This is a genomic window from Sorangium sp. So ce295, assembly GCF_051527405.1.
GTDB lineage: Bacteria > Myxococcota_A > Polyangia > Polyangiales > Polyangiaceae > Sorangium > Sorangium cellulosum_B.
In genome coordinates this window covers 7,160,470-7,171,208 of record NZ_CP150324.1, presented here as the reverse complement: position 1 = coordinate 7,171,208, position 10,739 = coordinate 7,160,470, and the positions used below count along the sequence as shown (strand labels likewise).

Genomic DNA, 10,739 nt, shown 5'->3' with positions numbered 1-10,739 from the left:
CGGCGGATGGCGCGCGCCGCGCTCGCCGCCGCCGGAAGTGGCTCAGAGGAGGTAGCGCTCTCCCGAGTCGGGCAGCACGGTCACGATCGTCCCGCGCACCCTGCGCGCGATCTCCACGGCCGCGTGGACGTTGGCGCCGGAGCTCGGCCCGACGAGGAGCCCCTCCTCGCGGGCGAGCCGCCGCGCCATGCGCGAGGCGCCCGCCTCGGTCACCGTGAGGATCTCGTCGATGAGCGATCGCTCGAGGATCGCCGGGACGAAGCCGGGGCCGAGGCCCTGGATACCGTGGGGGCCGGGGCCTCGCCCCGAGAGCACGGCGCTCTTCGTCGGCTCGACGGCGCAGATGCGGACCGCGCCGCCGAGCTGATCCCGGAGCACGCGCCCGCAGCCGGTCAGCGTGCCGCCGGTGCCCACGCCGACGACGAAGGCCGCGATGTCGCCGCCGGTCTGCGCGAGGATCTCGAGGCCGGTGGCGCGCGCGTGGGCGCCGGGGTTCGCCGGGTTCTGGAACTGCTGGCTCATCCACCCGCCGGGGGTCGCTTCGCAGATCTCGATCGCGCGGGCGACCGCGCCGGCCATGCCCTGGCCCTCGGGCGTGAGGACGATCTCGGCGCCGTACGCGCGGAGGACGTGCCGGCGCTCGACGCTCATGTCCTCGGGCATGACCACCACGCAGCGGTAGCCGCGCACGGCGGCGATCATCGCGAGGCTGATCCCCGTGTTGCCGCTCGTGGCCTCGACGATGGTCGAGCCTCTCCTGAGGATCCCTTCGCGCTCGGCGCAGAGCACCATGCCGAGCGCCGCCCTGTCCTTGACGCTGCCGCCCGGGTTCATCGACTCGAGCTTGGCGTAGACGACGCCTCCGCCCTCGGGCGAGACCCGGGCAAGGCGGACGAGCGGCGTGCCGCCGATGAGCGACAGGGCGTCCGGCACGACCGGACCGACGCGGACCGCGCCGGCAGGCGGAGGAGCCGAGCTCTCACCAGGCACGTCGGGCGGACTCGGCGGTCCGTCGCCCGGTGCTCGAGGGGACGACATGCCGCCAGTGTACACGTGAACAGGGCATCCCCGGGCAACGTGCCGGAGCGCACGCCCCGTGAGGGGCGCCGGCCCCGCTTTACATCGCGATCTCCGAGAGAACCCCGTAATGATCCGAAGCGGCGACGCCGTTGCGGATCTCCTCGAAGACGACCCTCGACGAGAGCGGCTTGCCTCGCCCCTGCGCGTCCGGGCCGCGGACGAAGACATAATCGATGCGGCGCGGGTACTCGTTCGTGATGGCCGCGAACGGGTTCCGCACGGGATCGAAGGTGAATCCGGGGCCCTTGCCCGTCTGGTCGAAGGTGTCGGCGAAGTACACGCTCTTCTGGTTCAGGGCGTGCAGCCCCTTCATGAACCGGATCTCCGTGGCCTCGGGCTGCGCGTTGAAGTCGCCGACGACGATGGGCGGCAGGCCCTCCATGGGCGCCTCGCGCATGACGATGTCGGCCACGGCCGCGACCTGCGCCTCGCGCACGGCGCCGTGGTGGAACTTCCAGTTGAGGTGGGTGACGAAGAACGGGATCGCGCCGTGGGGCGACCCGAGCTCGGCGAGCAGGATCGAGCGCTTCTCGTCGGTCTCGCCCGTGGGCAGGGGGAACGCCTGGCTCCGCGCGATCGGCCAGCGCGACAGCACGGCGTTGCCGAAGAGCACGCCGCCGCCGAGGTCGTGCGCGGCGCCGAACGCGACCTCGTAGCCGAGCCCGTCCGCGATGCCGTCGGCCAGCGAGCGGCCCTCGTACGACAGCACCTCCTGGAGGCCGACCACGTCGGGATCGAGCTCGCGGAGGCCCTCCCGGATGACCTCGAGGCGCGCCTCCCACGGGTCGTGGCGGTTCCAGATGTTCAGGCTGAGCACCCGGAGGGAGCTGCGAACACGGATGCCGGATCCGCCGTGCGGGGAGCCGCTGATCCCGGAGCCTTCTCGAGGACGTTCCATGTCGACGGGCTACGCCAGCTGCGCGCCCGGATCCAGCCGTGATACGAAGGGCCCGGCGCAGGCCGCTGCCCCTCCGGCGCGGAAGGGCGGCCTTGACCGGGAGAACCTGAATGATCACGTGTGCTCGTCGACGCGGGCGGCCTGGATCGGCCGCCTTCCGACCTCGGACCTCGCTCAGCATGACCGCCAGCTTCCTCCTGCTCGCGCTGGTCGCCGGTTGCGAGAGCAAGATGGATCCCAAGGAGTGCGACAAAGTCCGCGGCGACGCCTTCGAGATGGTGAACAAGGCGCAGCACTGCAACACGGACCCCGACTGCCGTCAGAGCGAGTGGCCGGGCTGTGCGAAGCCCATCAGCAACGCGACCTTCGACAAGATCAAGCCCCTCTCGGAGAGCTACAAGACGGGCAAGTGCGAGGAGCCCAAGGTGGACTGCAAGGCCCCGCCGGACTCCTACTGCAAGCAGGGGCTCTGCGTGCACCGCGAGATCGGCACGCCGGAGGGGGCGGGCAACACGCCCACCGACCAGATCCAGATCCAGTGATCCCCGCCACGCCGCCCGCCAGCGAGCCCCGCGGGCCGCTGCGCGGCGGCGCTGGCCGCGCCCGGCGCCCGCCGGCCAGCGCCGCGCTCGGGACTGCGCTGCCGGGCGCAAACGGGCGCGCCGCCTCGGTACGCGCTTGACGCGCGAACCCGCAGGGGCCACGGACGCGGCCGTGAGCGAAGGCTTCTATCGCGGCAAGCGCGTCGTGGTGACCGGCGCCGGCGGGTTCATCGGCAGCCACCTCGTCGAGGCGCTGGTCCGGGAGGGCGCGCGCGTGAGGGCGCTCGTCCGGTACACCTCGGGCTCGCGGCGCGGGCACCTCGACCGGCTCCCCGAGGACGTCCTCGCGCAGGTCGAGGTCGTCCCCGGCAACGTGGAGGACGCGGGCGCGGTCCGGTCGCTCGTGCGCGGCGCCGACGTCGTGTTCCACCTCGCGGCCCTGATCGGGATCCCGTACTCGTACGTGGCCCCGCAGCAGTACGTGGCGACCAACGTGCAGGGCACGCTGAACGTCCTCGAGGCGGCGCGCGAGCACGGCGCGCGCGTGGTCCACACGTCGACGAGCGAGACCTACGGCACCGCGCGCTACACGCCGATCGACGAGGCGCACCCCCTGACCGGCCAGTCCCCGTACTCGGCCACGAAGATCGGCGCCGACAAGCTCGCCGAGAGCTATCACCTCTCGTTCGGCCTCGAGGTGGCGACCATCCGGCCGTTCAACACCTACGGCCCGCGGCAGTCGTCGCGCGCGATCATCCCGAGCGTGATGCAGCAGCTCGCCGCCGGCAGCGCCGCGCTCCGCATCGGCAGCACCACGCCGGTGCGGGACCTCAACTTCGTGACCGACACCGTCGCCGGCTTCCTCCTCGTCGGAGCGAGCGCGCGGGCCGTGGGGCAGACGCTCAACGTCGGGAGCGGGCGCGCCATCTCCATCGGCGATCTGGTCCGCCTCATCTTCGAGGTGACGGGCAAGCGCGCGGAGCTCGTGACGGACGAGGCCCGGGTGCGCCCCGACGCGAGCGAGGTCCTGGTGCTGCTCGCCGATTTCCGTCGCGCCGCGGAGCTCGTCGGCTACGCGCCCCGCGTGACGCTCGAGGAGGGGCTCGCGCGGACGTACGCCTACGTCGAGCGTCACCTCACCGATTACAGGCCGCGCGAGTACGCGATCTGACGCGCGCCGCCGCGCGGCCGGGGGCCAGCGCCTCGCGCGCCCTCTCCGCGAGGCGCCGGCTGGATGGATGGAAGACCATGTGGAAGATACCTCTCAGCGATCTCTCGTTCGGGCCTGAAGAAGCCGAGGCCGCGCGGCAGGTCGTCGCGTCGGGCTGGTTGACGATGGGGGAGCGGACGGCGCAGTTCGAGCGGGAGCTCGGCGAGGCGCTCGGCACCCCGAGGGTGCTCGCCGTGACGAACTGCACCGCCGCGCTGCACCTCGCGTACACCGCGCTCTCCGTGGGCCCCGGCGACGAGGTGATCTGCCCGAGCCTCACGTTCGTGGCGACCGCCAACGCCGCGCTCCTGTGCGGGGCCAACGTGGTGCTCGCCGACATTGTCGGCGACGACGACCTCGGCGTCGATCCCGCCGACATCGTCCGCAAGATCACCCCGAGGACGCGGGCGATCACGGTCGTCCATTACGCCGGCTACCCTTGCGACATGGACGCGATCTGCGCGATCGCGGCCGAGCGGGGGATCGCGGTGGTCGAGGACGCGGCGCACGCGCCGCTCGCGAGCTACCGGGGCAGGGCGCTCGGGACGCTGGGGGACGTCGGCTGCCTGAGCTTCTTCTCGAACAAGAACCTCGCGGTCGGCGAGGGGGGCGCCGTGATCGCGAGGGACGACGCGCTCCACGCGCGCATGCGGCTCCTCCGCGCGCACGGGATGACGACGCTCACCCTCGATCGGCACAAGGGGCACGCGTTCACCTATGACGTCGTGGACGCGGGCATGAACTACCGCATCGACGAGATCCGCAGCGCCATCGGCCTCGTGCAGCTCGGGCGGCTCGCGGCGGGCAACGCGCGTCGGCGCGCGCTCGTGGCGCGCTACCACGAGCGCCTCGCCGGGGTGCGGGGCCTCGGGCTGCCGTACAGCGACTTCTACGCGCGCGGGCTGGGGGAGAGCGCGCACCACCTCATGCCGGTGCTCCTGCCCGAGGGCACCTCGCGCGAGGCCGTGATGGAGGCCATGAAGGCGCGCGGGGTCCAGACGAGCGTGCACTACACGCCGATCCACCGCTTCTCGCACCACGGCGCCTCCGACCGGGTGCGCAAGGACGGGCTCGCGCGGACGGACGCGATCGCGGGCCGCCAGCTCACGCTGCCGCTCCACCCGCGCATGGCCGACGCCGACGTCGACGCCGTGTGCGAGGCGCTCGCCGCGTCAGTCCGGTAGGTACCGCTGCCGGTTCTTCTCGAACTCGTCCTGCGCCTCGGCGAAGTCGTCGCTCCTTCCGATGTCGAGCCAGTGGCCCCGGAAGGGGAAGGTGGCCACCGGCTCGCCGGCGCCGAGCAGCGCGTGCATCAGGTCGTCGAACCCGAACGGCCGGCCCTCGGGGATGAAGGGCAGCACGCCGCGGCTCATCGCGTAGATGCCCATGCTGACCCAGAACGTGTAGGTCGGCTTCTCGCGGAAGCTGACGACGCGCCCCTCGGGGCCGAGGTCGAGCACCCCCAGGTCGATCTTCGAGGCGCGCTCGCAGACGGCGACGGTGAGCGGCGATCCGGTCGACTCGGCCGTCCGGTGGAGCGCCGTGAAGTCGAGATCGCTGAGGATGTCGCCGTTCATCACGAGGAAGCGCTCCGGCAGATCCCGCTCGATGACCCGGAGCGGACCCACGGTCCCGAGCGGCGTGTCCTCGCGCTGGTAGGCGATGCGCAGCCCGTACCGGCTCCCCTCGCCGACGACCGCCTCGATGAGCGCGGCCTGGTGGCCGACGCACATCACGACGTCGGTGACCCCCGCCCGCGCCAGCTGCCGGAGGAGGATCTCGACGATCGTGTGATCCCCGATCGGCATGAGCGGCTTCGGGATAAGGGCGGTGTAGGGGCGGAGCCGGGAGCCTTTGCCGCCGGCAAGCACGACTGCCTTCATGCGATGACGTATACCCACGCGCTGCCCGGACGGGTGACCATTCCGCAGAATTTCACCCTCGCCCGGCCCGCGGCGTCCTCTCCGATTGACTCTCTTCGGGCTGCTCTATTACTGGTTGGAGAGCGTCCCGCGGCAGGTCAGCCCCGGCGTGGGGCGATTCACCCCTCACAGGCGACTTGGGCAGCAATCATGACGATGGTACCTCCGTCCCGTACCCCCGCCAGGAAGCGCCGGAAGCTCGGATATCGAGGCAGCGGCACCTTCGCCATGTGCAGCGCCGGCCCGCACCCGGGCGGTCCGCTCTTCCGGCAGCTGTGCACGCTCGCCGACCGCTTCAACGCGCGCGAGGACGATCCGGCCGCGGCGCAGATCGGGAGCGTGCTCTCGCTGCTCGCCCTCTACGCGACCCAGCCGAACGACCGGGATTTCCGGTTGCCGTTCGGCTCCTTCGTCATGGATCTCGCCCTCGCCGACGAGGCGCGCGCTCGGGCGCCGGGCGCCGGGCCCGTCCCGTACGGGCGCCCGCTGCTCGCTCGCTGACCTGGGCATCATGAGCACGCGAGAGCTACCGACACGACCAGCGGGGCGCAGCAAGCGGACGGCATCGGCCTCGGTGGTGCTCATCGTGAGCGCCAGCGAGCAGCTCGCGGAGCGTTGCCGGCGGCTGGTCTTCGTCGAAGGCGCCGACCTGCTCGCGTGCGATCTCGTGTCGCTGCGGGGCAGCGCGGCATGGCTGAACCCGCTGGCCATCGTGATGACCCAGGACGTGCGGGCGTTCGATCCGGAAGGGTTCATCGAGCTGTCGCGGCGCATCGGCGCCGAGCTCGTCGTGCTCCCCTCCGAGAACGTGTCGGACACACAGCTCACCGCGATGATCACGGCGGCTCTGGACATCGCCCAGCGCCGCCGGACCGACTGACGGCGAAGAGCGGCGGTCGAGGGCGCGTCAGTCGCGCGGCGGGAGGACGTCGCCGGACCGGCTCGCCCGCAGGCACCCCTCGTCGAGGCCCAGCTTGCACGCCTTCGTGAACAGCTCGACCGCCTTCCGGTCGTCGCGCTTCACGCCCTCGCCCTCCGCGTGGAGATGTCCGAGCTCGACGCAGGCGGGGGCGTTCCCGCGCTCGCAGACGCGCTGGAACAGCGCGGCCGCGCGCCCGGGATCGGCGCTCGCGCCCTGGCCGTGGAGGTAGGCCCTGCCTGCCGCGAGGCACCCGAGGTTCGCGCCCGCGTGGCATGCGCGCGCGTGCCAGTAGAGCGCCGCCTCGTCCGCCTCGCTCGCCCCGACGGCGCCGTCCGCGCGCGCGAGCCGCTCGTGGTAGGCGTCGCCGAGCCGCAAGCAGCCGCGCGCGCTCCCCTCCGCGCACGCCTTCTCGAACAGCGTCATCGCTCGCTCCACGTCGATCGAGACGATCGCTCCGCCCAGGTACATCGATCCCAGCGTCACGCAGTCTTCGATCTGGTGGTCGGCACAGCCGTTCGTACAGCCGACGAGGTCGTCCGCCTCGCAGGGCAGCCGCAGCGGCGGCGGGGCCGCCTCGGCGCTCGCCGTGGCTCGCGGCGTCGCCGCGCGCCCCTCGGGCGCAGGCCGGCCCGGATCCGCAGGGCGCCGCGCCGCGGTCGCGCTGCTGCAGCCGCAGAGGAAGAGCGCGCCGAGGAGCGACTGGGCGAGTTCGCGCACGTGCATGCTCGAACTCATGACACACAGGGAGCGCTCTCCCAACGCCGCCCCTCGGGCGCGTTCAACCCTGGCGCGTTTGCCCCAGGCGCGCGCGTTTGCCCCGGGCGCGCTGGGTACAGGGGACGCTCCAGGGCTGGTCCCGCGCCGGGCCTCGGTGTACACGGAGACGATGCCCCAGATGAGCCCTCCTCCGCTGCAAACGCTTGATGAGCCGAACCTCGAGGCGCTCGTCGAGCTGATGTTCCTCGCGGCGTTCGCCGACGGCGAGTTCAGCCCGGAGGAGAAGATCCATTTCGCCCGGAGCGTAGAGTCGCTCACGGATCGACGGATCCCGCAGAGCACGATGGACACGCTCCTCCAGACCGTGGTGGAGCAGCTCCACAAGGAGGGCCGCGCGGCCCGGCTCGCGTCGCTCAAGGAACGGCTCGCCAGCCCGCAGGCCCGGAAGGTCGCCTTCTTCCTGGTCGCTCAGGTCGTGGTCGCCGACGGGATCGTCAGGAGCAGCGAGCGCGAGCTCTTGCTCGACGTCGCCGCGGCGCTCGAGCTCGATCAGGCCGAGGCCGCGGAGATCGTGCGGAAGCTCGCCGCTTCATGAGCGGCCGGCCGCCCTCGGCGCGCCGCGTGCGGGGGGACAGGGGCGCCCCCCGCGTCGCGGACGCGGGCCGCGCGCGGCGGGGTGAACGGGCGCCGGCGTTTTCGGTTACGATGGGCTCGCCGTGACCTGGTCCTCCACTGGCAGTTTCCTGATCCCGTTTCCGGTGCCGGGCTCAGCGCTGACCTCCACCCGGGGGACGTACGTGATCGGGGCGCTCATCGGCGACGGGCAGTATGGCTCGGTGTACGAGTGCAGCGGGCCGTTCGATCAGGTGTACGCCCTGAAGATGCTGCGGCCGGCGAACAAGCCCTACCAGGTCGTCAAGGAAGAGTGGTCGCGCGAGATGCTCCGCCTGGAGAGCTTCCGCCACCCGAACATCGTCTACATCCACGACGCGTTCGAGGTGAACTACCTGTTCTACCTGGCGCTTGAGCGGTGCGACACGAGCCTCCGGGCGCTGCTCGGCGCCCCGTTCCAGCCGCCGCTGCTCCTGGAGCTCGCGCGTCAGCTGCTGATGACGCTGCAGTACCTGCACGACAACGGCGTCGTGCACGCCGACCTGCACGCGGGCAACGTGCTCATCTCCCAGCTCGACCACAGGCCGCTCGTCAAGCTCACCGACTTCGGCGTGGCGCACCAGCTCGACGGCGTCACCCGCTGGTTCCGCCCGCAGGTCGCGAACCCGAAGATCCTCGTGCCGGAGCTCGTGACGGCGGGCTACACGACGACGCAGAGCGACCTCTACCAGCTCGGCCTGCTCATGTACCAGATGCACACCGGGCAGCCGGCCATCGACGTGAACGTCGCCTACGAGGAGATCACGCGGCAGATCGCCGAGGGCACCCCCCGGCAGAAGGCCGAGGCGCTCGGCACGCCGCTCAGCCAGGTGATCGCCAAGCTGCTGCGCCGCCGCGACGCCTACCGCTACCACTGCGCGCGCGATGTCTGGGACGATCTGCGCCAGCTCCGCTGGGCGTAGCGCAATCTCCGCTGCGTCCCGCGCGCGTTCCGGGCTAGATCTCGCGGCATGATCGCCGCCGCAACGCCACGCGTCGTCTCGCTCACGCCCGCGGTCTTCCACCTGCCGGACGCGGTGAACCAGGTCTCGCGCACGTACGGGGAGAGCCCGATCGTCCCGCGTGGCCCCCGGCTCCGGCCGCTGCTCGACCGGGCACGGCACGGCATCGTCGAGGCCCTCGGCGCGCCCAGCTACGAGGCCATCCTCCTCACGGGCTCGGGATCGACCTCCATGGCCGCCGTGCTCGGCTCCTGCTTGCGGCGCGACGAGCGGCTCCTCGTCGTCCGGAACGGCGCCTACGGCGACCGGATCTTCGAGTACGCCGCCACGCTCGGCCAGCCGGTCGTCGACATGTGCCTGCCCTACGGCGAGAGGCCGGACCTCGCGAAGATCGAGGCCATCCTGGCGGCGGACGAGGTCGACGCGGTGGCCATGGTGTACGGGGGCACGTCGACGTGCACGTTGAACCCCTTGCCCGAGGTGGGCGCGCTTGCCCGGAAGTACGGCAAGAAGCTCCTCGTCGACGGCATCAGCGCGCTCTTCGTCGAGCCGCTGGCCCTCGAGGGCTCGGGCATCGCCGCGGTCATGGGCTCGTGCAACAAGGGCCTGCACAGCCACCCGAACCTGACAGTGTCGCTGGTCCGGAAGGACCTGCTCGCCGAGATGGAGCGGATCCCCGCCCGCGTCCCGAGCCTGGAGCTCCACAAGATCTGGCGCGCCCAGCAGGGCGGCGCGCACCCCTACACGATCGATCCGATGAGCCTCTGCCAGGTGATCGCGGCGCTCGATCACCTCGCCGCCACCGGCGGCGTCGCCGGGCGTCACGCCGTGTACCAGGCGCGCTGCGCGATCCTGCGCCCCGGCTACGAGCGCCTCGGGCTGACGATCGCGCGCTGGGAGAACATGCCGCTCCAGTCGATCGGGACGGCGCTGCACATCCCGGCCGGGCGGACCTACGACGAGATGGCGAGCCGGCTCGCCAGCGAGCCGGTCGATGGGCACGTGTTCGAGATCTACGCCGCCCAGGGGAAGCTCTCGGACCGGCTGTTCCGGATCTTCCACATGGGTGAGTACCCGCTCGAGGCCTACGAGATCTTCCTCAAGGCGCTCGCGCGCGTCGTCTGAGCGCGGGGCGCGCGGCTCACTTCGCGCGGGGCCCGCGGCTCACTTCGCCTCCTTGGGCGCCTCCTTCTTCTCGGCCGGCGCGGCGGGCTTGTCGCCCTTGGCCGCCTTGTCGCCCGCGGGCTTGGCCGCCTTGTCGGCCGTGGTCTTCCCGGCCTTGTCGTCCCCGGCCGCGTCCTTCGCCGCGTCGCCGACGCCGAGCAGCTCGATGTCGAAGACCAGCGTCGCCTTGGCCGGGATCTTCGGCGGGCTGCCCGCGTCGCCGTAGCCGAGGCGGGAGGGGATCGTGAGCTTGCGCTTGCCGCCCACCTTCATCCCGGCAACGCCCTGGTCCCAGCCCTTGATGACCTCCGACGCGCCGAGCGTGAACTCGAACGGCTCGCGGCCGACGGAGGAGTCGAACTCGGCGTTGTTCTTCAGCAGGCGCCCCGTGTAGTGGACGCGGACTTTGTCGCCGTCCTTCGCCTCCGGGCCGGTGCCCACGACGGTGTCTTCCTTGATGAGATCGGCGGGCTCCGGCTCGGCGGGCTTCACCGCCGGTATGGCGCTGCCCGGCGGCAGATCCGGCTCGGGGACCTTCTCCTCGCAGCCCGCGACCGGGCCGAGGAGGACAGCGCAGGAGATGGCGATGACGATGTGGAGGGGCTTCATGGCGCCACGTCTTACGCACCCGGCGCTGGGCGATCAACGGTCACCCGACGCGCCCGGGGGCT

The 10,739-nt window shown here is 71.9% G+C and carries 13 protein-coding genes; 8 read left to right on the top strand and 5 right to left on the bottom strand.

Features of this window, described 5'->3' with window-relative positions; genetic code table 11:
- Positions 1-42 precede the first annotated feature (42 nt).
- A complete protein-coding gene (gene cysK / locus WMF11_RS27215; RefSeq protein ID WP_437911032.1) occupies positions 43-933 on the bottom strand; it encodes a cysteine synthase A in 891 nt (296 codons plus the stop codon).
- Positions 934-1,117: 184 nt separating this feature from the next.
- A complete protein-coding gene (locus WMF11_RS27210; protein ID WP_437540995.1) occupies positions 1,118-1,978 on the bottom strand; it encodes an endonuclease/exonuclease/phosphatase family protein in 861 nt (286 codons plus the stop codon).
- A gap of 179 nt (positions 1,979-2,157) precedes the next feature.
- Here WMF11_RS27210 and WMF11_RS27205 point away from each other — a divergent pair, with 179 nt between their 5' ends.
- The 3 genes from WMF11_RS27205 (at position 2,158) to WMF11_RS27195 (ending at position 4,914) form a co-directional block, all read left to right on the top strand.
- On the top strand, positions 2,158-2,520 hold the full coding sequence (locus WMF11_RS27205; RefSeq protein ID WP_437540993.1) for a hypothetical protein: 363 nt from the start codon (positions 2,158-2,160) through the stop codon (positions 2,518-2,520).
- A 172-nt stretch (positions 2,521-2,692) separates the two neighbouring features.
- A complete protein-coding gene (locus WMF11_RS27200) occupies positions 2,693-3,691 on the top strand; it encodes an SDR family NAD(P)-dependent oxidoreductase (protein ID WP_437972777.1) in 999 nt (332 codons plus the stop codon).
- Between the two features lie 77 nt (positions 3,692-3,768).
- Positions 3,769-4,914: a DegT/DnrJ/EryC1/StrS family aminotransferase gene (locus WMF11_RS27195; protein WP_437902200.1), complete on the top strand. Its 1,146-nt coding sequence runs from the start codon at positions 3,769-3,771 to the stop codon at positions 4,912-4,914.
- Here WMF11_RS27195 and WMF11_RS27190 read toward each other — a convergent pair.
- The gene (locus WMF11_RS27190; protein WP_437540988.1) at positions 4,903-5,613 is read right to left on the bottom strand and encodes a nucleotidyltransferase family protein; all 711 of its coding nucleotides are present in this window, start codon (positions 5,611-5,613) and stop codon (positions 4,903-4,905) included. The genes WMF11_RS27195 and WMF11_RS27190 overlap by 12 nt on opposite strands.
- A gap of 189 nt (positions 5,614-5,802) precedes the next feature.
- On the opposite strand from WMF11_RS27190, the gene WMF11_RS27185 reads away from it, so the two are divergent.
- Positions 5,803-6,153, top strand: coding sequence for a hypothetical protein (locus tag WMF11_RS27185; protein ID WP_437902199.1), 351 nt, complete (start codon positions 5,803-5,805; stop codon positions 6,151-6,153).
- A gap of 10 nt (positions 6,154-6,163) precedes the next feature.
- The gene (locus WMF11_RS27180; RefSeq protein ID WP_437540984.1) at positions 6,164-6,532 is read left to right on the top strand and encodes a hypothetical protein; all 369 of its coding nucleotides are present in this window, start codon (positions 6,164-6,166) and stop codon (positions 6,530-6,532) included.
- A gap of 27 nt (positions 6,533-6,559) precedes the next feature.
- Here WMF11_RS27180 and WMF11_RS27175 read toward each other — a convergent pair whose 3' ends face one another.
- The gene (locus WMF11_RS27175; protein ID WP_437972776.1) at positions 6,560-7,297 is read right to left on the bottom strand and encodes a tetratricopeptide repeat protein; all 738 of its coding nucleotides are present in this window, start codon (positions 7,295-7,297) and stop codon (positions 6,560-6,562) included.
- 172 nt (positions 7,298-7,469) lie between these two features.
- Here WMF11_RS27175 and WMF11_RS27170 point away from each other — a divergent pair, with 172 nt between their 5' ends.
- The 3 genes from WMF11_RS27170 (at position 7,470) to WMF11_RS27160 (ending at position 10,029) form a co-directional block, all read left to right on the top strand.
- A complete protein-coding gene (locus tag WMF11_RS27170) occupies positions 7,470-7,886 on the top strand; it encodes a tellurite resistance TerB family protein (protein ID WP_437972775.1) in 417 nt (138 codons plus the stop codon).
- Between the two features lie 121 nt (positions 7,887-8,007).
- Positions 8,008-8,865, top strand: a complete 858-nt coding sequence (locus tag WMF11_RS27165; protein WP_437540980.1) for a serine/threonine protein kinase — start codon at positions 8,008-8,010, stop codon at positions 8,863-8,865.
- A gap of 48 nt (positions 8,866-8,913) precedes the next feature.
- The gene (locus WMF11_RS27160) at positions 8,914-10,029 is read left to right on the top strand and encodes a pyridoxal-phosphate-dependent aminotransferase family protein (RefSeq protein ID WP_437972774.1); all 1,116 of its coding nucleotides are present in this window, start codon (positions 8,914-8,916) and stop codon (positions 10,027-10,029) included.
- A gap of 39 nt (positions 10,030-10,068) precedes the next feature.
- Here the strand turns inward: WMF11_RS27160 and WMF11_RS27155 are convergent, their stop codons facing one another.
- The gene (locus WMF11_RS27155) at positions 10,069-10,677 is read right to left on the bottom strand and encodes an FKBP-type peptidyl-prolyl cis-trans isomerase (RefSeq protein ID WP_437972773.1); all 609 of its coding nucleotides are present in this window, start codon (positions 10,675-10,677) and stop codon (positions 10,069-10,071) included.
- Positions 10,678-10,739: the final 62 nt, after the last annotated feature.

Excerpts from the sequence above, each read along its gene's own strand:
- WMF11_RS27210 (WP_437540995.1), bottom strand. The coding sequence starts at position 1,978 with ATGGAACGTCCTCGAGAAGGCTCCGGGATCAGCGGCTCCCCGCACGGC.
- WMF11_RS27205 (WP_437540993.1), top strand. The coding sequence starts at position 2,158 with ATGACCGCCAGCTTCCTCCTGCTCGCGCTGGTCGCCGGTTGCGAGAGC.
- WMF11_RS27195 (WP_437902200.1), top strand. The coding sequence starts at position 3,769 with ATGTGGAAGATACCTCTCAGCGATCTCTCGTTCGGGCCTGAAGAAGCC.
- WMF11_RS27190 (WP_437540988.1), bottom strand. The coding sequence starts at position 5,613 with ATGAAGGCAGTCGTGCTTGCCGGCGGCAAAGGCTCCCGGCTCCGCCCC.
- WMF11_RS27185 (WP_437902199.1), top strand. The coding sequence starts at position 5,803 with ATGACGATGGTACCTCCGTCCCGTACCCCCGCCAGGAAGCGCCGGAAG.
- WMF11_RS27180 (WP_437540984.1), top strand. The coding sequence starts at position 6,164 with ATGAGCACGCGAGAGCTACCGACACGACCAGCGGGGCGCAGCAAGCGG.
- WMF11_RS27175 (WP_437972776.1), bottom strand. The coding sequence starts at position 7,297 with ATGCACGTGCGCGAACTCGCCCAGTCGCTCCTCGGCGCGCTCTTCCTC.
- WMF11_RS27170 (WP_437972775.1), top strand. The coding sequence starts at position 7,470 with ATGAGCCCTCCTCCGCTGCAAACGCTTGATGAGCCGAACCTCGAGGCG.
- WMF11_RS27160 (WP_437972774.1), top strand. The coding sequence starts at position 8,914 with ATGATCGCCGCCGCAACGCCACGCGTCGTCTCGCTCACGCCCGCGGTC.
- WMF11_RS27155 (WP_437972773.1), bottom strand. The coding sequence starts at position 10,677 with ATGAAGCCCCTCCACATCGTCATCGCCATCTCCTGCGCTGTCCTCCTC.